16 protein-coding genes are annotated in these 23,534 nt (G+C 71.4%); 6 read left to right on the forward strand and 10 right to left on the reverse strand.

Annotated elements, in window-relative coordinates; all coding sequences use genetic code 11:
- Window positions 1-404 precede the first annotated feature (404 nt).
- Both ACF1B9_RS28465 and ptsP read left to right on the forward strand, forming a co-directional pair.
- Window positions 405-854 carry a PTS glucose transporter subunit IIA gene (locus tag ACF1B9_RS28465; protein ID WP_391745422.1) on the forward strand — a complete coding sequence of 150 codons (450 nt, stop codon included), beginning with the start codon at window positions 405-407 and terminating at the stop codon, window positions 852-854.
- A 76-nt stretch (window positions 855-930) separates the two neighbouring features.
- Window positions 931-2,601, forward strand: coding sequence for a phosphoenolpyruvate--protein phosphotransferase (gene ptsP, locus ACF1B9_RS28470; RefSeq protein ID WP_391745420.1), 1,671 nt, complete (start codon window positions 931-933; stop codon window positions 2,599-2,601).
- Window positions 2,602-2,662: 61 nt separating this feature from the next.
- Here the strand turns inward: ptsP and ACF1B9_RS28475 are convergent, their stop codons facing one another.
- Window positions 2,663-3,589, reverse strand: a complete 927-nt coding sequence (locus tag ACF1B9_RS28475; RefSeq protein WP_391745418.1) for a hypothetical protein — start codon at window positions 3,587-3,589, stop codon at window positions 2,663-2,665.
- 67 nt (window positions 3,590-3,656) lie between these two features.
- On the reverse strand, window positions 3,657-5,633 hold the full coding sequence (locus ACF1B9_RS28480) for an acetoacetate--CoA ligase (protein WP_391745416.1): 1,977 nt from the start codon (window positions 5,631-5,633) through the stop codon (window positions 3,657-3,659).
- A 222-nt stretch (window positions 5,634-5,855) separates the two neighbouring features.
- On the opposite strand from ACF1B9_RS28480, the gene ACF1B9_RS28485 reads away from it, so the two are divergent.
- Entirely contained in the window at window positions 5,856-8,207 is a 2,352-nt protein-coding gene (locus ACF1B9_RS28485) for a glycoside hydrolase family 31 protein (RefSeq protein ID WP_391745414.1), read from the forward strand.
- A 35-nt stretch (window positions 8,208-8,242) separates the two neighbouring features.
- Here the strand turns inward: ACF1B9_RS28485 and ACF1B9_RS28490 are convergent, their stop codons facing one another.
- Entirely contained in the window at window positions 8,243-8,785 is a 543-nt protein-coding gene (locus tag ACF1B9_RS28490) for an NUDIX domain-containing protein (RefSeq protein ID WP_391745412.1), read from the reverse strand.
- Between the two features lie 57 nt (window positions 8,786-8,842).
- Between ACF1B9_RS28490 and ACF1B9_RS28495 the strand changes: the two genes are divergently transcribed.
- Window positions 8,843-9,646, forward strand: coding sequence for a M15 family metallopeptidase (locus ACF1B9_RS28495; protein ID WP_391745410.1), 804 nt, complete (start codon window positions 8,843-8,845; stop codon window positions 9,644-9,646).
- 106 nt (window positions 9,647-9,752) lie between these two features.
- On the forward strand, window positions 9,753-10,100 hold the full coding sequence (locus ACF1B9_RS28500; protein ID WP_376281694.1) for an Mpo1-like protein: 348 nt from the start codon (window positions 9,753-9,755) through the stop codon (window positions 10,098-10,100).
- 377 nt (window positions 10,101-10,477) lie between these two features.
- Here the strand turns inward: ACF1B9_RS28500 and ACF1B9_RS28505 are convergent, their stop codons facing one another.
- The 4 genes from ACF1B9_RS28505 to ACF1B9_RS28520 are packed head-to-tail and all read right to left on the reverse strand — an operon-like array spanning window position 10,478 to window position 14,902.
- On the reverse strand, window positions 10,478-11,083 hold the full coding sequence (locus ACF1B9_RS28505; protein ID WP_391745408.1) for an ATP/GTP-binding protein: 606 nt from the start codon (window positions 11,081-11,083) through the stop codon (window positions 10,478-10,480).
- On the reverse strand, window positions 11,064-11,486 hold the full coding sequence (locus ACF1B9_RS28510) for a DUF742 domain-containing protein (RefSeq protein ID WP_351083770.1): 423 nt from the start codon (window positions 11,484-11,486) through the stop codon (window positions 11,064-11,066). The genes ACF1B9_RS28505 and ACF1B9_RS28510 overlap by 20 nt, the downstream gene beginning before the upstream one ends.
- 9 nt (window positions 11,487-11,495) lie before the next feature.
- Complete coding sequence (locus tag ACF1B9_RS28515; RefSeq protein ID WP_351083768.1) at window positions 11,496-11,939, reverse strand: roadblock/LC7 domain-containing protein; 444 nt, start codon at window positions 11,937-11,939, stop codon at window positions 11,496-11,498.
- Window positions 11,936-14,902, reverse strand: a complete 2,967-nt coding sequence (locus tag ACF1B9_RS28520; RefSeq protein ID WP_391745406.1) for a nitrate- and nitrite sensing domain-containing protein — start codon at window positions 14,900-14,902, stop codon at window positions 11,936-11,938. The genes ACF1B9_RS28515 and ACF1B9_RS28520 overlap by 4 nt, the downstream gene beginning before the upstream one ends.
- A gap of 429 nt (window positions 14,903-15,331) precedes the next feature.
- Between ACF1B9_RS28520 and ACF1B9_RS28525 the strand changes: the two genes are divergently transcribed.
- Entirely contained in the window at window positions 15,332-15,784 is a 453-nt protein-coding gene (locus ACF1B9_RS28525) for a hypothetical protein (RefSeq protein WP_391745405.1), read from the forward strand.
- 224 nt (window positions 15,785-16,008) lie between these two features.
- On the opposite strand, the gene ACF1B9_RS28530 is transcribed toward ACF1B9_RS28525, so the two are convergent.
- From ACF1B9_RS28530 to ACF1B9_RS28540, 3 genes are all read right to left on the reverse strand, one after another.
- Window positions 16,009-20,838: a hypothetical protein gene (locus ACF1B9_RS28530; protein ID WP_391745404.1), complete on the reverse strand. Its 4,830-nt coding sequence runs from the start codon at window positions 20,836-20,838 to the stop codon at window positions 16,009-16,011.
- Window positions 20,839-20,897: 59 nt separating this feature from the next.
- Window positions 20,898-21,827: a hypothetical protein gene (locus tag ACF1B9_RS28535; protein ID WP_391745402.1), complete on the reverse strand. Its 930-nt coding sequence runs from the start codon at window positions 21,825-21,827 to the stop codon at window positions 20,898-20,900.
- Window positions 21,828-21,996: 169 nt separating this feature from the next.
- Complete coding sequence (locus tag ACF1B9_RS28540) at window positions 21,997-23,523, reverse strand: hypothetical protein (RefSeq protein ID WP_391745401.1); 1,527 nt, start codon at window positions 23,521-23,523, stop codon at window positions 21,997-21,999.
- Between the last annotated feature and the right edge of the window lie 11 nt (window positions 23,524-23,534).

Consider the following 23,534-nt stretch of genomic DNA (forward strand, 5'->3'; position numbering starts at 1 on the left):
TTCCGACTCTATCAGACTCTTTCGTGTCCGATTCCCGGTCGAAGCGGGGCCGCTTTCCAGTTCCACGCTTTCGCGTTTCCCTTTCCGGCGATTCCGACTCTATCAGGCCTTTTCCATTCCCTTGACCAACCACCTGCAGGCATGCGGGTGCCGATCCGGGTTTAGAGTCGGGTCTTGAAAGTCGCCGCCAACCCCCGACGTGAAGTCGCGGTGGGGCCAGGCAGGGGTACGACAGTACAGGCCTCCGGGAGTCGAGGCAAATCGTTTCCGGTGCCCTTCTAAGGTCGCGAACCGTCAGGACTCGGGCGGAACCGGAACTTCCCATGACTTAGTCTGCTGAACAGCACGGCGTCGTCCGCAAGGCGTGACGGCGCCATTCGAGCTCCACCCCTGGGAGGTTCCCCATGACCACTGTGACGTCCCCCCTTGCCGGACGGGCCATCGGGCTCGCCGCCGTACCGGACCCGGTCTTCTCCGGCGCGATGGTGGGGCCTGGAACCGCCGTTGATCCCGTACGTGAGCCGTCCGAGGCCGTCTCGCCCGTCGACGGCATCGTTGTCTCCCTTCACCCGCACGCGTTCGTCGTCGTGGACGAGCACGGGCACGGCGTGCTCGTGCACCTCGGCATCGACACCGTTCAGCTCAATGGCGAGGGCTTCGAGCTGCTCGTGAACAAGGGGGACACGGTCACCCGCGGTCAGGGCATCGTGCGGTGGGACCCCGCCGGCGTCGAGGCGCTCGGAAAGTCTCCCGTGTGCCCGATCGTCGCACTGGAAGCCACCGCTGATTCCCTCTCCGACGTCCGCGAGGACGGCGACGTGAAGCTCGGTGACACATTGTTCGGCTGGCAGTGACGGGCTCGGCACGGTGACAGCCGACTGGATATCCATCGCGGGGGCAGGGACCGCCGCACGACCGGAGACGGGTGACATGGAGACAACGCTGCGAGGCGTCGGTGTGAGCCACGGAGTGGCGATCGGCGAGGTGCGTCATATGGGTACGGCGGTACTCGAACCGCCGGCCAAGCAGATCCCGGCCGAGGACGCGGAGCGTGAGCAGGGGCGCGCTCGCCAGGCGGTGGAGGCCGTGGCGGCCGACCTGATCGCACGCGGCAATCTCGCCGGTGGCGAGGCTCAACACGTACTGGAGGCCCAGGCCATGATGGCCCAGGACCCCGAGCTGATGGCTGATGTCGAGCGGCGTATTGCCGTCGGCAGCAGCGCTGAGCGCGGCGTGTACGACGCGTTCGCCTCCTACCGGGCGCTGCTGGCCAACGCCGGGGAGTACCTGGCGGGGCGCGTTGCCGACCTCGACGACGTGCGCAACCGGATCGTCGCCCGGCTGCTCGGCGTGCCGATGCCCGGTGTGCCGGACAGTGACGAGCCCTACGTGCTCATCGCGCGGGATCTGGCGCCCGCCGATACGGCGCTCTTGGACCCGGCGCTGGTGCTCGGCTTCGTGACCGAGGAGGGCGGGCCCACCAGCCACAGCGCGATTCTGGCGCGAGCACTCGGGGTGCCTGCCGTGGTGGCGCTCCCCGGCGCCGGTGAGCTGGCCGAGGGCACGGTCATCGCGGTGGACGGCAGCACGGGTGAGATCTTCGTCGAGCCCAGCGCCGAGAAGCGGGCGGAGATGGAGAGCGCCGCTGCGGCCCGCAAGGCCGCGCTGTCCGCTTCGACCGGCCCGGGTTCGACTTCGGACGGTCACAAGATCCCACTGCTCGCCAATGTGGGCGGGCCGGGCGATGTGCCGGCGGCGGTCGAGGCCGGCGCCGAGGGCGTGGGACTCTTCCGTACCGAGTTCCTCTTTCTGGACGACAGCGAGCGGGCGCCGTCCGAGGAGAAGCAGGTCGCGGCCTACCGCGCGGTGCTTGAGGCATTTCCCGAGGGACGTGTCGTGGTGCGGGTCCTGGACGCCGGCGCCGACAAGCCGCTGGACTTCCTGACCCCGGCGGACGAGCCGAACCCCGCTCTGGGTGTGCGCGGGCTGCGGAGCCTGCTGGACCACCCCGATGTGCTGCGGACCCAGCTGACCGCGCTGGCGAAGGCGGCCGAGGGCCTGCCCGTCCACCTTGAGGTCATGGCCCCGATGGTGGCGGACCGGGCGGACGCGAAGGCGTTCGCCGACGCCTGTCGTGAGGCCGGTCTGGGTGCGAAGTTCGGTGCGATGGTGGAGATCCCGTCCGCCGCTCTGCGCGCACGCTCGATCCTCCGGGAAGTGGAGTTCCTCTCGCTGGGCACCAATGACCTGGCCCAGTACACCTTTGCCGCCGATCGTCAGGTGGGTGCGGTGTCCCGGCTGCAGGATCCGTGGCAGCCCGCACTGCTCGACCTGGTGGCACTGTCGGCGCAGGCGGCCACGGCTGAGGGCAAGAGTTGTGGTGTCTGCGGTGAGGCCGCCTCCGATCCGCTGCTCGCCTGTGTTCTGACGGGGCTCGGTGTGACGTCCCTGTCGATGGGGGCGGCGTCCATTCCCTATGTCCGTGCCACGCTGGCGAAGTACACGCTCGCTCAGTGCGAGCGGGCCGCCTCCGCCGCGCGCGCGACGGACTCCGCCGAAGAGGCGCGGATGGCGGCTCAAGCGGTGCTGTCGGGCGAGTAGTCCCGCGTCGTCCGAGGTTGAGGGGGCTTCCTGCCATGTGGCGGGGAGCCCCCTCGGCCGGTCAGTGGTGCGGCTCCGGTTCATCGGCGCCGAGATCGAAGCCCGCGCAGTACTCCACCAGCGACTCCGGGGCGACGGGTTCGCCGGTGTCGGCGTCGGTGCAGTAGGCGCTGAATACCTCGCCGGCCGTGAGCGGGGTCAGGCTGCCGCCGACCAGCCGCCAGCCATGTACCCGGTCGTCGGTGCCGGCCCTGCTCGTGCGGAGCACGACTCCCCCGGGCTTGTCGAGGGCGATGCCGACGGCGAGCACCGTGACGAACTCCGTTCCCTCCGCCGATTCGAGGCGGGCGGGCCCGGCGGTGTCGCGCTCGGTGTGCAGGACGGCGAGCAGGTGCTCGTTCTCGGTGGGGGTGCTGCAGACGAGGTGGTGGGTACCCGGTCCGGCCGTCTCCAGGATGCGCAGCAGGAGGTGGGAGGCCCGGTCGAAGGCGGCGCGGCCGACGTCCTGTCCGCAGTCCGCGCATTCTCCTAGTTCGGCCAGGAGCATCGTGGCGTACTCCCAGGTGGCCTGGCGGACGGCTCGGCCGACCAGGAGCGGGATCAGGCTGTCGATGGTCTGTCCGGTGTACGCGACGGTGGCACCGGCCGAGGCGATTTCGGCGGTGAAGCGGCTGCGGCTGGCGGGGGCGTCGGGAGCGATTCCTGACTCGCGGCAGAACTCTGCGTACTCCTCCGGGTCGAAGAGAGCGACCGTCGTGTGCATCCCCTGTGCGGCGAGGGCCTTGAGCAGGCCCTCGATCTGCCGCAGATAGACGGTGTGGTCGTCGAAGGTGAAGGTGCGGTAGCGCTGCATCGCCGCGAAGTCCTGCTCGTCGGCCAGGAGGCCGATGGTGCTTGGCGCTTCGCGGCGCAGCGTGCGTCGCATGGATGTGCCCGACCGGCTGGAACCGCCGGTCGTGATGTGCTTGGTGTTCCTGGTTCGCGCCATGATTCCCCCAGTGCGCTGTCGATCATTGCTCACTCAGAGTAATCACGGGCACTGACAACGCGGTCGGTCAGTGACGCTTGCGGGCGAGGTCCTCGTAGAAGTGGAGGAGTTCGAGGTTGTCGATCGAGCCGGGATTGACCGCCTTGGCCAGCGCCGTGCCTTGGAGAAGACGTTTGACCGGAACCTCGATGCGCTTGCCGGTGAGGGTGTGCGGGATGCCGGGGACCTCGATGACCTCGTCCGGAACATGGCGCGGGGAGAGGTTCTCGCGGATGGTCCGCTTGATGCTGTCGCGCAGGTCGTCGTCGAGTGCGGCGCCGTCGGCGAGGTGGACGAAGAGCGGCATCCAGTAGCCGCCGTCGGGTTCTTCGATACCGATGACGAGGGATTCCCGGATCTCGGGAAGCCGCTCGACCGCTTCGTAGATGTCCGCGGAGCCCATCCGTACGCCCTGGCGGTTGAGCGTGGAATCGGAACGGCCGTGGATGACGACCGAGCCGTGCTCGGTGAGAGTGATCCAGTCTCCGTGGCGCCAGACGCCGGGGTACATGTCGAAGTAGCTGTCGTGGTAGCGGCTGCCGTCGGGGTCGTTCCAGAAGCGGATCGGCATGGAGGGCATGGGGGCGGTGACGACGAGTTCGCCCACTTCTCCGACCAGTGGCTTGCCCGCGGGGTCCCAGGACCGGAGATCCGTGCCGAGGCAGGGGGCCTGGAGTTCGCCGATGTGCACCGGAAGGGTGGGGACCGCGCCGGCGAAGCAACTGCAGACGTCCGTCCCGCCGCTGACGGAGGCGATCCAGAGGTCGTCCGCGACTTCGTCGTGGAGCCAGCGGAATCCGTCGGGCGGGAGCGGGGATCCGGTGGTGGCCACGCATTGGATGCGGGAGAGGTCGAAGTCCCGGCCCGGGTGGATATCGGCCTTGCGGCAGGCCATGACGTAGGCGGCGGAGGTGCCGAAGAGGGTTGTTCCGGTCTGTTCGGCGACGCGCCACTGGGCGCTGACATCCGGGTAGCCGGGGCTTCCGTCGTACAGGACGAGAGTGGTTCCGGTGAGCAGGCCCGAGACGAGGAAGTTCCACATCATCCAGCCGGTGGAGGTGTACCAGAAGAACCGGTCGTCGGGGCCGAGGTCGCAGTGCAGGCCCACCTGCTTGAAGTGTTCCAGCAGGATGCCGCCCTGGGACTGGACGATCGCCTTCGGGAGCCCGGTGGTCCCGGAGGAGTACAGCACCCACAGCGGATGGTCGAAGGGCACCTGCTCGAAGACCGGCGTGGTGTCCGCGGCGGTGAGGGCGGACCATTCGAGGGCGCCCTCCGGGGCCTCGGTGCCCAGCAGCGGGATGTGGACGACGGCGCGCAGGGTGGGCAGTTCGCGGCGCAGCTCGGCGACCGTGTCGGTGCGGTCGCGGTCCTTGCCGCCGTAGCGGTAGCCGTCGACGGTGAAGAGGACGACGGGTTCGACCTGCTGGAAGCGGTCGAGGACGCTGCGGGCGCCGAAGTCGGGGGCGCAGGACGTCCAGACGCCGCCGACGGCCGCGGTGGCGAGGAAGGCGACGACGGCCTGGGGGATGTTGGGGACGTACGCACTGACGCGGTCGCCCGGTGTGACGCCGAGGGCGCGGAGTTCGGCGGCGAGCGATCCGACCCGGCGGCGGAGTTCGGACCATGAGACGGCGGCCTGGGTGTGGGTCTCGTCGACGTGGAGCAGGGCTGGGGCGTCGGCGCGCAGGGGGTCTTCCGCGGTGCGCAGGGCGTGTTCGGCGTAGTTGAGAGTGGCGCCGGGGAACCATTGGGCGCCGGGCATGGTGCGGTTGCCGAGGACGGACTCGTACGGGGTGGAGAAGCGTACGTCGAACCATTCGGCGACGGCCTGCCAGAAGGTGTCGAGTTCGTCGACCGACCAGCGGTGCAGGGCCGGGTAGCCGCCATCGGCCGGTGCTCCGTACCGCTCGGCCGCCCAGCTCTGGAAGCGGGTGACCGCCGCGGCCGCGATGCGGTCGGGGCCGGGCTGCCAGAGGGGGGCTTCGTTGGCTGCTGCGGTCATGGGGCGGCTCCCTGGCTGTACGGATACGCGGGATGGGCGTGGGTCCGCGCACACGTGCTGGGGTGTGCGCGTGAGGCGGCTTTTACGGACGATGCCATGTGATCGTCTTTCGCACCAGGGTTCACCACCCATGGTCGCGTGTCCGGATATGTGGTCCGGCCACGGGTGAACGGAAGTTGAACGACGCCCGCACCCGCCCTGTCGGATGGCAGGGTGAGCTGCATGGACGGTCGTGACCTGGTGCGCTCGGTGAAGATGGTCGGTTCGGTGCAGGGGCTGCGCACGGTGCGCGCCTCCTGGCGCCGCCGGAACGCGGATGCGCGGGCACTGCCGCGGCGCGGTGCGGAGCGGGCCAGAGTGCCGGGCCTGGTGGTGGGGGCGGAACCGGGGCCGGGCGGGGGTGTGGTGCGATTCGCGCGTTCGGAGCTGCGGGTCCGGGTGTCGGTGGGCGGTGCGGTGTTCTGGGGCTGGGACGGGGCGGAGCCGTTGCCGTCGTACGCGCTGGCCGGCGCGGCGCCCGAGGCGGATCCGCGGGCCGAACTGGAGCCGGACAAGGACGGTGGCTGGCAGGTGGTGTCCGAGCGGCTGACCGTCGCGGTGTCGCGGCACGGGGCCGTGGAGCTGCGCACGCCTGGCGGGGTGGTGCTCCGGCGCGAACTGCCGCCGCGCTGGTGGGAGCCGGTCGCGGGTGGCGCCGCGCGGTGGGTCCAGCGTTCCGAGGTGCCCGCGGACGCCCGGTTCTTCGGGCTCGGCGGACGGGCGTCCGGGCCTCGGCTGCGCGACGGGGCGTACACACTGTGGAACACCGATCCGGGCGGGTGCTTCGGGCCCGGCGACGATCCGCTGTATCTGACGATGCCGGTGCAGTTGGTGGTCTCCGACGCGGGGACACATCTGGTGTTCCACGACAACACCTGGTCGGGGAAGGTGAAGCTGCGAGAGGGCGAGGAGGGTGCGGGATCCGGCCATGACCGGCCGGGGATGTGTGAGGTACGGATGGACGGGGGGCCGCTGCGCTGTTGGGTGATGGCCGGTACCCCGGCACGGGTGCTGCAGAGCTGGACGGCGCTCACGGGTGCGCCGGCACTGCCGCCGTCCTGGGCGTTGGGACCGCAGCATGCCCGTTGGGGGTTCGGGAGCGAACAGGAGGTCCGGCGGATCGTCGCGGGGTACCGGGAGCGGGGGCTGCCGCTGTCCGTACTGCATCTGGACATCGACCACTACGACGCGCATCAGGTCTTCACCGTCGACCGTGAGCGCTTTCCCGATCTGCCGGGGCTGGCCAAGGAATTGCGTGAGGACGGGGTGCGGCTGGTGTCGATCGTCGATCCCGCGGTGAAGGCGGAGCCGGGGAACGCGGTGTTCGACACGGGTACGGCGGTCGGCAGCGGTGGCGCGTTCGTCCGGGACGCCCGGGGCCGGGTGGTGCGCGGGGAGGTGTGGCCGGGTGAGTGCGTGTATCCGGACTTCACCGATCCGCGGGTGCGGGAGTGGTGGGGTGGTCTGTACGAGGAGCGGCTCGCGCAAGGGTTCTCCGGGGTGTGGCACGACATGAACGAGCCGGTGTCGTTCGCGGCGTTCGGGGATCCCACACTGCCGCGGTCCGCGCGGCATTGTCTGGAGGGCCGCGGGGGCGATCACCGCGAGGCCCACAACGTCTACGGTCTCGCGATGGCGCGTGCCGGGTACGAAGGGCTTCGTCGGCTGCGGCCGGAGACACGTCCGTTTCTGTTCTCGCGTTCCGGCTGGGCGGGGATGCAGCGGTACGGGGGCACCTGGTCCGGTGATGTGGGGACCGGCTGGCCCGGACTTCGGGCCTCGCTGGCGCTGGTGCTGGGGCTGGGTCTGTGCGGGGTCCCGTATTCGGGGCCGGACATCGGCGGGTTCGACGGGTCGCCGTCGCCCGAGTTGTATCTGCGGTGGTTCCAGCTCGGTGCGTATCTGCCGCTGTTCCGTACCCATGCGGCGATCGACGCGGGGCGGCGGGAGCCGTGGGAATTCGGCCCGCGGGTGCTTGAGCACGCGCGGGCCGCGCTGGAGGAACGGGAGCGGCTTCGTCCGTATTTCGTGACGCTGGCGCATCTGGCCAGGCTGACCGGTGCCCCGTATGTGCGACCGCTCTGGTGGCGGGCGCCCGGGGAGCGGGCGTTGCGGGAGTGCGAGGACGCCTTCTTGCTGGGTGACGCGCTGCTCGTGGCGCCGGTGCTGGAGCGCGGCGTGGATCGCCGGGCGGTGCGGTTGCCGCGTGGGCGTTGGTACGACACGGCGACGGGCGAGGTGTACGAGGGGCCAGGTCAGGTGTTGCTCGATGCACCGCTGTCACGGGTGCCGGTGCTGGCGCGGGCCGGTTCGGTGCTGCCGGTGCGGGGTGCGGACGGGGGTGTGGAGCTGGAGGTGTGGGCTCCGGCCGCGGGACGCAGCGGGGGCGGTCCGGTGGTCCGGGACGCGGGTGACGGCTGGGAGCGGGTGGAGGTCGAGCGGTACACGTCGCGGCTGGTGGACGGAAAGGTTCTGGTGGAGCGGGAGGGCGAGGAGGGGCCGGTGGACCGCCCGGTGCGGGTACGCGGCTTGTAGGCCGGTCAACCGTGCCGGCGACCGGGGCGGGCCGGTCAGTGGTATCCGCCCTCGAACCAGGTGCGGGCAGCCAGGGTGTGCAGCGGGAAGGCGAGTTCGGTAGGTGCGCGGAGCAGTTGGAAGCCGCTCGTCTCCTCGGTCGGCCCGGAGGGTGGGAGCTCGGCTGCGGGTCGCTCCGGGAGCAGGCCGAAGAGGAGCAGGTGGCCGTCCGGGGCGCTGAGGGCGTCGGCGAGGCGGACGTCCTGTTCGTCGGCCTCGATGCCGGTCTCCTCACGGAGTTCACGTACGACGGCGTGCCTCCAGTCCTCGTCGTGGTCGATGAAGCCGCCGGGGAGGGCGAGTCCGCCGCGTCGGGGCGGGATGGCACGGATGACGGTGACGAGTCCGGTGCCGTCCCGGTCGGTGACGGGAAGCAGGGCCACCGCGACCGGCAACGGGTTACGGTAGGCCGTGTCGCCGCAGACGGCGCAGGTGCGGGGCCAGGTGGTGGGGGACGTGGAGGCGGCGTACGGCGCTCCGCAGCTCCCGCAGTGGGAGTCCTTGACCGGCTTCTCGGAGTTGCTCGCCTGGTTGGCCACGCGCGGACTGTATCGGATCGCCCACCGGGTGGCCCCGCATTGCTGGATTATGTGCTCATGACAGGTATCGCTTCCGCTCTCCGTGTCCTGGCGGCCGCTGCCGCCCTGCTCGCCGTCACCGCCACCGCCCCCGCCGCACAGGCGGCCCCCGAGCCGAAAGCGCCCGGGGAATTCGTCGCACTGCGCTCGGTGGATCCGACGATCATCCAGGAGATGCGCTACCCCACCGCGCACAACTTCATGGGCGTGCCGGTGGACGGCTACCGCCAACCGCTCTGCATCCTGGCCCGGCCCGCGGCCCGGGCCCTGCACCACGCCCAGACCCGCCTGCTGCGCCAGGGCTACTCGCTGAAGGTGTACGACTGCTACCGGCCGCAGCGGGCGGTCGACCACTTCGTGCAGTGGGCGAAGGATCTCGGCGACGAGACGATGAAGGGCGAGTTCTATCCCCGGGTCGACAAGGCGCGGCTGTTCGCCGACGGTTACATCGCCGAGAAGTCCGGACACAGCCGTGGCAGCACGGTGGACCTGACGTTGGTGAAACTGCCCGCCGCACCGACGGGACCGTACCTGCCGGGAGGGAAGCAGGTGCCCTGCTACGCGCCTCAGGCCGACCGTTTCCCGGATGATTCCGTGGACATGGGCACGGGTTTCGACTGCTTCGACACGCTCTCCCACACCGATGACCCGCGCGTCCAGGGGTCCCAGCGAGCCAATCGGCAGTTCCTGAAGAAGACGCTCACCGACGCCGGCTTCGTGAATCTGGCCGAGGAATGGTGGCACTACACCTTCAAGCCCGAGCCGTTCCCTGACACGTACTTCGACTTCCCCGTGGCCCGGAGGTCCGTCGCGGGGCACTGACGCGAGAGGGAGAACGGGTGGCCCCTCCGGGTTCCGGCCACCCGTTCACCCTCTCGGACACGGATCGACCGTTTCCGGTGGCCATGTGAGCCATTACGGTGCCCGTATGTCACAGCAGACGTTCGATTCATATGAAGAGTTCTGGCCCTACTACGTCGCGATGCACTCCAGGGCCGCGACCCGATGGGTCCATCTGACGGGCACCCTCACCGGACTCGCGATCACCGCCTACGGCCTGGCGCGGGGACGCCGGAGGTACGCGGCCGCTCTGCCGCTGATCGGGTACGGGACCGCCTGGCCCGCCCACTTCCTGATCGAGAAGAACAATCCGGCCACCTTCGGGCATCCCGCATGGTCACTGCGTGGCGACGTGCAGATGATCCGGATGATGCTGGCGGGCCGCGACCGGGAGCTGGCGGAGATCGCGGCCAAGTGGCTGGCCGACAACCGCTGATCGAAGCGTTTTCTGACGTTGCGTCAGGAGTACGTGCGGCCGGTCGTCGGTCTCCTTTCCCTGTCAGGACGGCTTCTGGCGCGGCCCTCGGTGCGCGGGCTGAGGGTCGACGTGCCGTTCTTGCGGCGTGACACGGTCCGGTCGTACGTACAGGGACGGCCACTGCCGGCCGTCCGGACGCCCCGTCCCCCGGCCCCGACGTGCTCGCGTACCGGACCGTCCGGCCGCTGCCCGGACAGCCTGTGCCGCCAACTGCCTTGACGGGCCATCACCCGGGGAGAAAGATCCATGCCCGGTCAGGAAACGACGCGCGGTCCGCACCCCGGTCGGCGAGGGTGCGGGCCGCGTTGACCGCGTTGTGGCCGAATGGGCGTCTCCTATGTCGTCGCGGGCTCGCGAGGACGCTCCGCGCGGGCCACCGCGTGCTCGACGACCGTCACGAGTACGTCCCGTGCGGAGGAGCGGTCGCGTGCGTCGCACATGACCACCGGTACCTCCGGATCGAGGTCCAGTGCCGCCTGTACCGTCTCGATGGGGAACGTGTCGGCCCCCTCGAAGCAGTTGACGGCGACGGTGAACGCGATCGCGCGGCGCTCGAAGTAGTCGACCGCCGCGAAGCAGTCCTCCAGTCGCCTGGTGTCGGCGAGCACGACCGCCCCCAGCGCACCCTGGGCCAGTTCGTCCCACAGGAACCAGAACCGGTCCTGCCCCGGAGTACCGAAGAGGTAGAGCACCAGGTCCTCGCGGAGCGTGATCCGGCCGAAGTCCATGGCGACAGTGGTCGTGGTCTTCGCCTCCACACCCGCCAGGTCGTCCACCGGGCGGCCCGCCTCGCTGAGTCTCTCCTCCGTGCGCAGCGGCCTGATCTCGCTGACCGCGCCGACCAGAGTCGTCTTGCCCACTCCGAAGCCGCCCGCCACCAGGATTTTCAGGGTAACGGGCTCCACGGGCCGCCTGTTGCGGCTAGAGCGCCCGAAGGCCATTGATCACCTCGCGAAGAATGTTCACGTCCGGCAGTTCGGCCGGCGGAACGGGACGGGTTACGTGCACCAGCTCGTCCTCGACGAGATCGCCGACCAGCACCCGGACCACTCCGACGGGGAGATCCAGGCCGGCCGCCAGCTCGGCTATCGACTGGGGCATGTCACTGCAGAGTTCGACGATCTCCACGTGTTCCGGGGAGAGCGTCTGGTCCCGGCCGGGGTCGTCGGCCGCGGGTTCGGGGACGACGACCGCGATCAGGTCGAGCCGATGGCGGGAGGCGCTGCTGGTACGGCCCCGGGTCATCGCGTACGGACGGACCACCGGTCCGGCGTCGGCGTCGTACCAGCGCGAGGCCTGCGGGTCCGTCGGCGTGGCCGGTGATCTGGAGGAGTCAGCGCTCATGCCGTCCACTCACCCCCCGGCGGACTGACCGGTGGTCCGGGGTGCGTTGGCCAGGTGGGCACCGACGCGCTTCACCATCAGCGTCATCTCGTAGGCCACCAGACCGACGTCGGAGTCGGCGTCGGCCAGCACGGCGAGACAGCTGCCGTCACCGGCCGCCGTGACGAAGAGGAACGCCTCGTCGAGTTCCACGACGGTCTGGCGGACCCGGCCCGCGTCGAAGTGGCGCCCCACACCCTTGGCGAGACTGTGGAATCCGGAGGCGACGGCCGCCAGATGCTCGCTGTCCTCGCGGGTCAGATCCTTGGACGTGCCGGTGGCGAGGCCGTCACTGGAGAGCACCAGCGCCTTGTGGATGCTGGCGACGCGCTCGACGAGTTCGTCGAGGAGCCAGTTGAGCTGGCCTGAGCCCCGGCGTGCGGCGTTGGGTGCTGCGGCGTTCGGTGCGGTCATCGACCGTCCCCTCCCGAAGTGGTTCCTTGTGCTGTGTCACCGGGACCGGTCACGTCCTCGGCGTTCTGCCGGCGGCCGCGCTGCCAGCCGCGCTGGAGCGAAGCCATGCGGCTGCGTACCTCGTCCGCGTCCCGTTCGAAGTCCTGAGCCGATTCCGTTCGGGTCGGCTCCGCGTCGCGGCCGCCGGTGACTTCGCGAAGCTGCGGGGCGAGGCTGGCCTGCCGGATGCGCCGCGGCAGCCCGCCCACGGTCTCACGGGCCGGGCCCGGGGCCCCCGGGGGCGCGGGCTCGGTGGGTGAGTCGGGCTCTGCGGGTACACCGGGCTCGGCCGGTGGAACGGACCGCGGCGGTGTGCCCGGCTCGGTGGGTTTCCGGAAGCCGGTGGGCTGCCGGGGTCCTGTGGGAGGTCGCGGCTCGGTGGACCCGCCGGCGCCGGCCGCGGGGCGCCAGGGACCGGCGGCCACGGGCCTGCCCCCGGTGTCGGTAGCGCGGCCGTCGGCGTCGGCCGGGCCGGGTGCGGGATCGCGCTCGGCGCTCGGCGCATGGGAGCGGCCCGCCCCGTCGACCCGGCGGCCGTTCTCGGTGACCAGCGTCGGAGGTTTGCGGCGTGGCAGCGGCACCGGGGCGACGGGCTGCTTCGCCCGTGCACCGGCCGTCGGTTCCCCCACCTGGTCGGAGGCCTGCTGGTGCTGCTCGCGGTCACCGTCGCGCCGCAGATCACGGGCGCGGAAGATTCCGCCGCGTTCGCTCTCGGTGTCGTCGAGGTCGGAAGCGCCGCGCAGCAGGGGGGCCAGACCTGCGTCGAGCACCGGATCGAGGGCGGGGTCGCTCGCGAAGCCCATTGCTCCCACGGGCCCTTCGAGCTCTACCGGCCCGTCCAGGAGGGCCGGGTCGACGAGGCCGGTGGGGACGGGGGCGAGACCGGAAGGCCTGCCGTCGGCCCGGCGGTCCGGCGCCCCGTCCCTGCGGTCCTTGTCGCTTCCCGGTCCCTGACCAGCTGCCCGCGCACCACCGCCGATCGCCTTCTCGGACCGGCGGTCGAGGCGGAATCCGGTGCCGTGCGTCTCCGGGGCGTCCGTGAGCAGCGCCGCAGGGATGAAGACGACGGCGGTCGTGCCGCCGTACGGGGACTTCTGCAGCGAGACACGGACGTTCTGCCGCTGGGCGAGGCGGCTGACCACGAAGAGGCCCAGCCGGTCGGTGTCGGAGAGTTCGAACTCGGGGGTCTCGGCGAGTCTCAGGTTGGCGTCGAGGAGGACGTCGGGAGGCATGCCGAGACCACGGTCGTGGATCTCCAGCGTGAAGCCGTTGGCGACGCGTTCACCGTGCACCTGGACCCCGGTGTGCGGGGGCGAGAACACGGTGGCGTTCTCCAGGAGTTCGGCGATGAGATGGGTGAGGTCGGCGACGGCGGGGCCGCCCACTCCGATGCGGGGGAGCCGACGGACCTCGATCCGTTCGTAGTCCTCGACCTCGGCCACCGCCGCCCGTACCACGTCCATCAGCTGGATCGGCTTGCGCCACTGACGGGAGGGCGCGGCACCGGAGAGGATGACCAGGCCCTCGGCATGGCGCCGCATACGGGTGGTCAGGTGGTCGAGACGGAAGAGGTCCGCGAGTTCGTCCGTGTTCTCGGTGCGGCGCTCCATCGCGTCCAGGAGCGTCAGCTGCCGGTGCAGGAGCACCTGGTTGCGGCGGGCGAGGTTGACGAAGACCTCGGACACCCCGCGCCGCATGTCCGCCTGCTTGACCGCGGCTTCGACAGCGGCCCGTTGCAGGGTGTTGAGGGCCTGGCCGACCTGGCCGATCTCGTCGCGCTCGTACTGCAGGTGCGGTGCTTCGGTCTCGACGTCGACATGCTCGCCCGCGGCGAGCCTGCGCATCACGCTCGGCAGCCGTATCCCGGAGACCTCATGGGCGTCCTTGCGGAGCCGGGAGAGGTCGCGGATGAGCTCCCGGCCGATGCGCACGGAGACGAACACCGAGGCGAGCAGGGCGAGGAAGCCGAGGACGCCCGCGATCCCGGCCTTGATCAGAACGCTGTAGCCGGCCGGCTTTCCACGGTCCTGGAAGCGGTTGTTCAGTTCGGTGGAGTCGTTGGCCAGCCGGTCCAGGACCGGCGGTGCCGCTTCCTGCCAACGCTCGGCGTCGACCGCGCGTGGTTCGTCGGTGGGGCCGGCGGCGATGAGCGTGTTCTCCGCGGTCCTCAGCGCTTCGCTGTCCGGGCTCGTCCAGTACTGCTCCACGCGCCGGCGCTCCGACGCGGGCAGCATCTCGCCGTTGATCTCGTAGAGCAGCTTGCGATTGGCGACGAGGTCGGAGATCCGGCGCAGTTCGGAAGCGGTCAGCCGCCCGGCGATGAGTGCAGACGCGACCAGGGCGTCCTCGCGGGAGAGCATTTCGCGGGCTCGTGAGATGCCGACCAGCGCACGGACCTGCTTGTCCATCGATACGTTCTCCATCGTGCGGAGACCGGTCAGAAAGCGGTAGCAGGGATCTATGAGCCGGTCGTAGAACTCCATTGCCTTCAGGCGGTCGATGGTGCGTTTGTCGACCGAATCGCGGAGCGCACCCAGACCCTCGACCGTGCCGAGAACCGAGTTCAGCTGCGTTTCGTCCTCGGGTCGCAGTGCGTCGCGAATGTCCTGCTGCAGTGCACTGTCCCGGACCTCCGCCACGACACGGTCGGTGTTCGCGCGCCGGCGCTGCAGAAGAGGGAGGGCGTTGGAGGCCCGGGGATCGGCGAGGAAGACGAGAGTCTGACGGCGCTCGTCCTGAATCGCGCGGACGGTGTCCTCCAGAGGATGACCGACCTTCGCCACGACGGTGCTCGCACTCATCAGGTGGCCGGCCTCACGCCCCGTCAGGAAGGTGGCGAAACCCCAGAGCCCGGTGAGGGAGACGAGCGGCACCAGGAGCAGCGCCACGATCTTCCTGCGGATGGACTTCCCGCGAAAGCGCATGGCCTCCCCCAGCCCGACCCCACGGGGCGGGGGTCGTGTTCCGTCAACAAACGGCGCGAGCCTACTACCGACAGAGAGACAACCCGAAGAGATGTCCGGACGATTTTCAGCCGCGCTCCTCGGTGTCGATCATGAGTTGTCCCGGTATTCCAGGCAATGAAATTCACGAAAGCGACAGAAGAGACCTGTCAGAGCTTCACGTTGCCCGGCAGGGCAGTTGGCTGGAATTCTTCGCTCGATGATGGTTCGGGGGAATCTTCACGGCTGTTCACTCGTCTCTCTGTACGGGGCAGGGAGACCACGCGGAGTGCCCGGGGCAGGGTGGTCCGATCCGCTCGCGTAGAAACGACGCATGCCGGGCAGCAACCCTGAGGTCGGACAGCGGTGGGGAGTTGAGGTTCCTTGGATACGGAAGAGCGTCGGAGACCGGTGCCGTCGGCACCGGCCGCGACGACGGCCCCGGCGGTGACCGTCGGGGCGAAGATCCCGCGCCAGCAGCGGCAACTCTGGGTGGAGGAGCCTGCGACGCGGCGGCGGATGCCGGACCCGGTCCGTACCGCCGCCGTGCGTGCCGTACTCATCATGTCGCTGACGATCATCCAGGCCATGGTGGCGTTCCTCTGCACGCTGACGGGCTCCTGGCTGGCCTTTCCGATGGTGCTGAGCAGCGTGGGCAGCACGGTGGTCGCTACCTGGTCGGCGCTGGACGTCTGGATCACCCGGCAGGTCTGGAATCAACGCCATGGCGTGGTGTCCATGCCGAGCAGTTCGGCGCGGCAGTTGCGCCGTGAGCGCCGCAGAGCCCGCAGGGCGGCGCGGACCGCACAGCGTGAGGAAGCCCGGATACGCCGCCGGGGCGCGGGCAGCCTCTCGCGGGCCTGAGGTCATCGGCCCTGCCCGCCGGACAGGGCCACTGGTGCTCGGAGGGCTCCGGGCCCTGTCCGGCGGAGAGGTCCGGACCCTGGCGGGGTGTCATCAAGGGACGGGCGCCGCGAGGTGTTCCTGTTCCTCGCCCCTGCCCACTGTGCTCACCCGCCGTGCCCGTTCCCCGCGGCCTGCCTCGTGGTGCCGACTCGTCGTGCTCGTTTCGCGCCTGCTCGTCGTGCTCACTCGTCGGACAGGCCCGGGGAGGGGATCCGGGCGCTCTCGGGCGGTGTCGTCGTGCGCTTGAACATGCGGGTGGCGGTGATCTCGCCGTGCACCGTCCCACCGTTCGGGTCCTGCTGCGGCAGCCCGGGACGCAGGTGCTCCTCCACGCTGATGTACTTCAGCCCGGCCCGTAGGTCAGCGTCGTTGCGCAACCGGATGACCAGCGGGAATTCGGCGAGCGCCGTGGTGTCGAACAGCCCGGTCGTGTAGAGCAGCTGCACGCCGAGGGCGTCCGACACCGCGCGCTGGAGCTCCAACAGATAGGTGGCGTTGGCACGGCCGATGGGATTGTCCAGGAACAGCGTGCCCGCGTGCCGGTGCTGGTGCCGGTCACGGCCCCGGTCGTTGCTGCGCAGCGCGGCCATCGTGCAGTACAGGGCGATGGCGGCGGTGAGCAGCTGGCCGCCGGAGAAGACGTCGCCCATCTGACCGACCGGGACGCGTTCGGCGCGGAGCACCGCGTCCGGCTTGAGGATCTCCACGGCGATGCCCCTGGGTTCCAGTGCCGCCTGCACACCGCGCAGCAGGAGCGACATGCCGTCCCTGCGCAGATCGGAGTTCTTCTTCAGGGCGGCACGGGTGGCCTCGTCGATGACCTCGCCGAGCCGTTCGGTGAGCGTCGCCTGGTCGGGTTCCTCGAAGCGGATCCGGAGGAACTCCTGGCCTGACCACTCCCCCAGTCCTTCGGGGAGCTGGGAGAGCCGCTGGGCGGAGCGGAGGGTGGTGAGCGCGGACTCCACGAGGCCGCGGAGCCGGTCGACGATGGAGTCGCGATTGCGCTCCAACTGGGCCAGCTCGTCGGTGAGGACGCGCAGCCGGGGTGCGAAGGCCGCCGCCCACTTCTCGGCGTGCTCGGGCAGCGCCGCGGCCGGCAGCTCGCGGATCTGCTGCCGGGCGGGCGTACGGACCTGTTCGTAGCGGGTGTAGTTGGCGTGCCGTACGAGGACGTCGCTCGCTTCCCTCACGGCGCTCTCGGCCGCGGACAGGTCGGCGGCGCAGCCGCGCAGCGAACGGCGGGCCTCGGCGGCCGACTGCCGGGCCTCGTCGAGACTGCCCGGGTAGGGCTCGGGGGCCTCGGTGTCGTCGTCCGCGCCGTGGTCCCTGAGGAGGTCGCGCAGAAGTGCCGCGGTCTCGTCGAAGCCGCCTGCCGAGTCCTCGGCGGTGCGGTGGGCGTGCAGCAGCTCGGCGTGGGCGGCGCGTGCGGTGTCCAGGGCCGCGGTGGCAAAGGCCAGTTCGGCCGTGGCGGTGCGCAGGAGGTTCTGGGCCTGCTCGGCGTCGGCCGGGACCAGTTCGTCGGGGAGTTCGGTGTGATGGGTCTCGCCGTCGACCGGGGCCAGCCGCTCGGCCTCGCCGCGCAGCCGGCCCAACTGCTCGCTCGCGGTGGAGGCCCTGGTCTCCAGCAGGTGGACCAAGGACTCGGCGCGGGCGGCTGCAGCCTGCCGGGACGGGCCGTCAGCGCCGTCCGTGCCTTCGAGGAGCTGGGCGGCCCGGGTGCGGACCTTGTTGGTGAGCCGGTCCAGCTCGGCGAGGGCGGCGCTCTCGTCGCTCTCCGCACGGGCCTGCTCGGCGCGCAGGTCGGCGCCCACGCCCACCTTCTCGTACAGCTGGGACGCGGCCCGGTACGCCTCCCGCAGTGCCGGAAGGGCCGGGCGCGGGGTGTCGCCCACGGGCTCCGGGAGGTGCTCCGGCGCGCCCGCGATCTCGGCGCGTTCGGCACGCAGCGCACGGGCGGTGCGACGGGCGTCGTCGGCGGCGCGCTGGGCGGCCCTGCGGTCCTCGTCGGCGGCACGGGCCCGCTCCAGGCAGACCGTGGCACGGGCCTCGGACTCGGCCGCCTCGTCGACCAGTTCACGCAGTTTCACCTGCCAGCCCGCGCGTTCGCGGAGCCGGAAGGCGAGGCCCGCGAGGGCGTCGGCGGCGCGGCGGGCGCGCTGGGCGGCGTCCTGGCGCTCCTCGCGGACACGGGCGGTGTCCGCGGCGGCCTCGTCGGCCTCGGCGCGCACGGTACGGGCTTCGGCGAGGGCGGCTTCTGCCGACTCGGCGGCCTTACGGGCGGTGTCCGCGGCCTCGGCCAGCTCGGCCAGCATGCCGGGAGGGCAGTCGGCACGCCAGGACCCGATACGGGCGGCGAGGGAGCGGTCACCGGCCAGGCGGGCCGCGAGGATCCGGATGTCCTCGTCGCGAGCGGCGGCCCTGCTCCTGAGGGCCTGCCGCTCCTCGTCGGCCGCGTGTTCGTCGTGCATCGCCGGGTTCGGCGGGACGAGGAAGACCCCTTCGGTGCTCGCGGCCGTGCCCGCTCCGGTCGCCGGGACGGGTGCGAGCAGTGCGGCGGCGGTGCCCACGGCGACGGCGGAGCGCGGCAGCAGGGCGGCGCCGCTCAGGACGTCGCGGGCGCGGGCGTGCGAGTCGGGGTCGGTGATGACCACACCGTCGACGAGTTCGGGGCGGGCGGCGAGTACGGACGCGTGGTCGGCGGGGTCGACGGCCTGGGCGAGGTAACGCCAGCCGGGCAGGGCCGGGATGCCGTGCTCGCCGAGGTACTCGACGGTGGCGAGGACATCGGGGCCGGGCGGCAGCAGTCCGCCGTCGCCGAGTGCGCCGAGGATGCGGGAGTCGTCGGCGGCCGCGGTGCGCAGTTCGAAGAGGCGGCGCTCGGCCGAGGCGATGCCCTGATCCAGGAGCTCCCGCAATTCGTCGGCGCTGCGGTCGAACTCCTGGGCGGTGAGCGGCTGTTGGTAGGAGTCGGGCTGTTCGGCCGTGACGGTGTGCGTGCCGTGGGCGGACTGCCCTGTCCGACCCGCCTGCTCGATGGCCCCGGTGGCGGCGGGCCGTCGGTCGGTGTCGGTCGGGTCGGTTTCCGTTCCTCGGCCGTACGGGGCGTCGGGGTCCGTCTTTGTGCCGGCCGCCGCGCCGCGGGGCCTGGGCACGCCGGTTCCCTGCACGGAGGGCAGGCCGAGCAGGTCGGCCAGACGGTGGTCGGATGCGAGGGAATCGGCGGCGGCCAACTCGGCCTCGTACGACTGTTCCGCGGCCTGTGCGGCGTCGGCGGCGCGGGCGGCGGCGAGTTCGGCGCGGCTCTCGGCGGCGGTGGCCTCCCTGGCCAGATCGGCCGCCGCGCGGGCGGCTTCCCTGGCGGTGTCCCATGCGGCGACGGCGGACTGCTCGGCGTCGCTCGCGGCGAGGGCGGCGCGCGCCGGGTCGGCGTCCGGCGCGGTGTCGTCGAGCCAGCCGGCCCGTACCGCCTGCGCCGTCTCCTGCTCGACCTCGGCGAGGCGCTGGCGCAGATGTCCCGCCTCGCTGCGGGCGCGCTGGGCCTCGGTGGCGGCGGTGGTGGCGTCGCGGTGGGCGGTCTCGCCCACGGCCAGGAGAGTGCCGGAGCGCTCTTCCTCCTCGTTGGCCAGTTGCTCACCGGCCTCCGCCGCGGTGTGCAGGGCCCGTACGAGATCGACGGCGGCCTCTGCCCGGGCGGCGAGCGCGGGCGCCGCGTCCCGCTCGGCCTCGCGGATGGCGACGGCGACCCGTGCGGACCGGTCGGCGGCGGCGCGGTGGCGCAGCACGGCCTCGGCGGCCTGCCAGGCGGAGTGCAGCGTGCGGGCGTCACCCAGCTCGCGACGCTGGGCGGCCGCACCCTTCTCCGCCGCGGTCAGAGCCAGCGAGGCGTGCCGGTAGGCCAGTTCGGCGGCGATCAGGGCGCTGCGGCTGCGGGCCTCCTCGGCCGTGGTGACGGTGTGCGCGGCGCCCGTCACCTGCTGGGCCAGTTCGGCGGTCCGGCCGCGCTCCCGGCCCGCTCGGGCGGAGAGCCTGCGGGCGAGCGTACGGGTGCGGCGTTCGGCCCCCGCGTGGATGTCCCTGGCACGGGAACGGGTGGCGGTGGCCTCCACGATCCGGCCGAGCAGATCGACCGAGCCCGCGGTGAAGTCGCGCTCCGCGGTCAGTTCCGCCCGGCGGCCCAGCTTGTTGCCGAAGCCGCTCACCAGGTCGGCGAGGCCGTCCGTGTCGCGGGTGTCGGTGACGGCGCGGAGCAGCAGGTCGGTGAAGTCGGAGTCCTTCTTGACCGCGAAGAGGCCGGCCGCCTCGCCCTCGTCGGCGTTCATCTCTCGCTGGTAGCGGAAGAGTTCGGGGTCGAGTCCGAGGTCGCCGAGGTGCTCGTTCCAGCGGTCGTGGATCTCCTCCCAGTGGACATCGAGGTGCTGGTAGAACTTGCCGGCCTCGGTCAGGGCGTCGCGGAAGCCCTTCATCGTTCGCCGTCGGCCCTGTGCGCCGGAGACGCCTTCGACCGGGCGGTGCACGGAGGTGGCCTCGGCGACCGGCAGGGAGTCCAGGCTGAGTCCGGGCCCGGGACGGAAGGAGTACCAGGCCTCGGCGAACTTCCTGGGGTCGTTGGAGACCTGGCGTCCACGCCATTCGCTGACCTTGCCGACGACCACGCATTCGCCGGTGAGAGTGTGCTGCCATTCCAGGGCGACATGCCCGCAGTCGTCGGCGAGCAGGAATTTGCGCAGCACGCCGGAGCTGGCGCCGCCCAGGGTGTTGCGGTGGCCGGGCAGCATCACCGAGAAGATCAGCTTCAGCAGCACCGACTTCCCGCCGCCGTTCTCCAGGAAGAGCACCCCGGCGGGGGCGGGGCGGCGCGGCGGGCCGACCGGCTCCTCCTCGAAGAACTCCGCCTGGGCCGGGGCGGGGTTGGGCACGGGCTCGCCCACTCCGCGCAGATCGAGCACGGTGTCGGCATAGCGCGCGCCGGCAGGCCCGATGGAGTAGAGGCGGACCCGGGACAGCTCGTACATGGCGGCGGACTCTCGTCGTTCAGGGAGCGGGGGGAGACGGCGGTGGTGGGGCGGACCGGTCAGGCGTGGAAGGGCAGACCGGCGTCGGCGGCCAGCTCCAGGTCGTCGGCGTCGGGCGGTGGCAGCAGCGTCGCCGTTCCGTCGGTGACCGGTACGACTCCGAGCTCCAGCAACTCGGCCATGGCGGCGCCACCGGCCATGTCTCGGACCTGGAGCTGGTAGCGCGCGGTGGTACGGAAGGCGCCTCCGGCGTCGTCCCCGGTGCGCTGGAGGAAGCCCGAATCGGTGAGGAAGGCGACGGCCTTGCCGACGATGCCGGTGGTGGAACCGGCCAGCCTTCGGGCGTCCTTCGTGGCTCCGGTGGCGCTGCGCCGAGCGTAGATACGCCAGGCCGCCTCCAGTCCGGGGGCATCGGTGGCCGGGTCGGTGTTGTCGCCCTCCTCCTCCGCGCGCTCCTCCAGCCGATGGCACGCCTGGCGCACGAACGAGTCGACGCCGTTGACGGTGATCCGGCCGATGTACGCGTCGTCGGCGAGGTCCTCGGGACGGGGGAAGGCCATCGCGGCGACGGCGAGGTGTGCGAGCCCGTGCAGGAACCGGTCGGCGGAGTCGGACGACGCGCGACGGGCGTAGTCGCCCATGCGGACCGCGAAGACCGAGTCCTCACCTGCGGTGACGGCCATCCCGGCGCGGGTGGACACCTCCAGCACGACCAGGCCGAGTCCGGTCGCCACGGCGTCGGCGAGCCGGGCGAAAGCGGGCTCCTCCCGGTAGCGGCGGAGCAGTTCGGCGTATTCGGCGTCGCGTGCGGGCAGCAGTTTGGGCTGGAGTCCGAAGGCGACGAGCCGGGCCGCGTCGGCCGCGTCGGCCGGCGTGACGGGTGCGGTGGCGGCGGGCCCGGCCGGGTCCGCGGAGGCCGGACTCTCGGTCGCGTACGCGGCGGTCGGCTCGCTCCACGCGTCGGCGTGCTGTGCGCGGTGGTCGCTCACGACTGTCGCTCCTTGCTGCGGAAACTCTTCGGTACGGGGTGGACGGGGTGGATGACGCCGGCTCTCGCCCTGTCCGTCCCGAGCGGCACGGCTCCGGCGGGGCGGCGACGCTCCCGGACGAGGTGCGCCGGTCGGATCGGCGACTCGTGCGCCTCCCACGGCGCGCCCCTCATGACGCCTCCGAGCGGTCCGCGGCCATTCCGGCCGCGTCCAGCAGGGCCGTACCCACTATCAGGTCCGCGCCGCCGAACTCCGGATCGTCGAGCTGCGTCCCGTCGTCGACGGAGAACAACAGACGCTGCTCGCCCTGCCGGTAGGCGGTGCCGACCGGCGGGCTCGCGGCGTGCACCGCGAGCAGGGCGACCAGGTACGGCAGTTCGGGATCGCGGCGCCGGGCCTCGGCGAGGAGTCCGGAGAGCCGGCGCGGGGCGTCGTGCTCCAGATCCAGGAGTTCCATGGCGCTCGCGAGCTGCTCCTCGCTGAACCTGCTGTCGTCCGGAGTGGCGATCAGGTCGGGTTCGGGCATCTCTGCGCCCAGGTGCTCGCGTTCCAGGGGTGGCGTGAGCAGCATGTCGACGAGGTCGCCCACCCGCACCGAGGTGGGGGTGCGCAGTCCGGTGCCGTGGGCGAAGAAGGCGTCCGTGACGCGGATGGCGTGTTCGACGGGGAGCGGGAGCAGCGGGCCGACCAGCTGACCGTACAGATCGAGGCCGGTGCGGGCCGCGGGGGTGGCGAACGCCTGCCGGTCCTGTTCGGCGCGGAACAGCGGTCCGGCCTCCAGCAGACGGGACTGCAGCTGGGTGTGGCGGCGGATGCAGTCCTTGACGATGTCGACGAGCTCGGCGGCGCGCCGCTTGTGCTCGGGCTCCTCCGCCTCGTCGCGTGCCTTGCGGATGTTGGTGAGGATCGCGTTCTCGTGGCGGTAGCGGTCGGCGACGTGGTCGAGCGCTTCGGCGATCATGTCGGGCACGGCGTTGAGCCAGTCTACGGCCCGGACGTTGCGCCGGGTGGCCTCCAGCGTCTTGCGCAGGGTCTCCGCGTACTGCACGGTGCGGTAGCGGGCCTGCTCGGCGGCGAGCTGCGCGTCCGCGAGGCGGCCCCGGCTGATGAGGACCTCCAGCTTCACCTCGGCGGCGATCTGGGCGCTGGTGACGTCCGTGTCGAGGGCTCCGACCAGGACGTTGACCGCTTCGTCGGTGGCCCGGAGAAAGACGGTGCCGCCGTGCCCCGGGACCTCTTCGATCAGCTTGAAGTCGTAATCGCGGCGGACATACACCCCATCAGGGCCGAAAGTTCCGTACACCGCACGGAATCCACGGTCGACGCTGCCGACATTGATCAGATTCTCCAGCACCCAGCGGGCGACCCGCTCGTGCTCGGCGGCCGGGCGGTCCGGGGCCTGGGCGGCGACGCGGGGAAGGACCCTGGTCACTATCTGGTCGTGGTCGGCACCCGTGTCGAAGTCCATGTTGAGGGTGACGAGGTCGATGGCGGCGAGCGCGATCTCGGCCATCGTGTAGATCGTGTACTCACCGGCCAGATTCGCCTTGCGCACATCGAGGTCGTGCAGCGGCGCCGTACAGGCGAGCGCTCGCAGCCGCCGCGAGAGCCCCTCGTCGGCGGCCGGGCCCGGGGCGGGCCGCGGCCCCGCGCTGAGCTGGGGCGCAGCGTTGTCCGTGTAGGCAGGCGAAGTCACGCTGCACAGAT

This window comes from Streptomyces sp. NPDC014727 (genome assembly GCF_043083485.1).
In the GTDB taxonomy this organism is placed as follows: domain Bacteria; phylum Actinomycetota; class Actinomycetes; order Streptomycetales; family Streptomycetaceae; genus Streptomyces.

Coding starts and splice junctions, on each gene's coding strand:
- ptsP (WP_391745420.1), top strand. CDS start 931: ATGGAGACAACGCTGCGAGGCGTCGGTGTGAGCCACGGAGTGGCGATC.
- ACF1B9_RS28530 (WP_391745404.1), bottom strand. CDS start 20,838: ATGTACGAGCTGTCCCGGGTCCGCCTCTACTCCATCGGGCCTGCCGGC.
- ACF1B9_RS28495 (WP_391745410.1), top strand. CDS start 8,843: ATGACAGGTATCGCTTCCGCTCTCCGTGTCCTGGCGGCCGCTGCCGCC.
- ACF1B9_RS28480 (WP_391745416.1), bottom strand. CDS start 5,633: ATGACCGCAGCAGCCAACGAAGCCCCCCTCTGGCAGCCCGGCCCCGAC.
- ACF1B9_RS28485 (WP_391745414.1), top strand. CDS start 5,856: ATGGACGGTCGTGACCTGGTGCGCTCGGTGAAGATGGTCGGTTCGGTG.
- ACF1B9_RS28515 (WP_351083768.1), bottom strand. CDS start 11,939: ATGACCGCACCGAACGCCGCAGCACCCAACGCCGCACGCCGGGGCTCA.
- ACF1B9_RS28505 (WP_391745408.1), bottom strand. CDS start 11,083: ATGGCCTTCGGGCGCTCTAGCCGCAACAGGCGGCCCGTGGAGCCCGTT.
- ACF1B9_RS28500 (WP_376281694.1), top strand. CDS start 9,753: ATGTCACAGCAGACGTTCGATTCATATGAAGAGTTCTGGCCCTACTAC.
- ACF1B9_RS28465 (WP_391745422.1), top strand. CDS start 405: ATGACCACTGTGACGTCCCCCCTTGCCGGACGGGCCATCGGGCTCGCC.
- ACF1B9_RS28510 (WP_351083770.1), bottom strand. CDS start 11,486: ATGAGCGCTGACTCCTCCAGATCACCGGCCACGCCGACGGACCCGCAG.
- ACF1B9_RS28475 (WP_391745418.1), bottom strand. CDS start 3,589: ATGGCGCGAACCAGGAACACCAAGCACATCACGACCGGCGGTTCCAGC.
- ACF1B9_RS28520 (WP_391745406.1), bottom strand. CDS start 14,902: ATGCGCTTTCGCGGGAAGTCCATCCGCAGGAAGATCGTGGCGCTGCTC.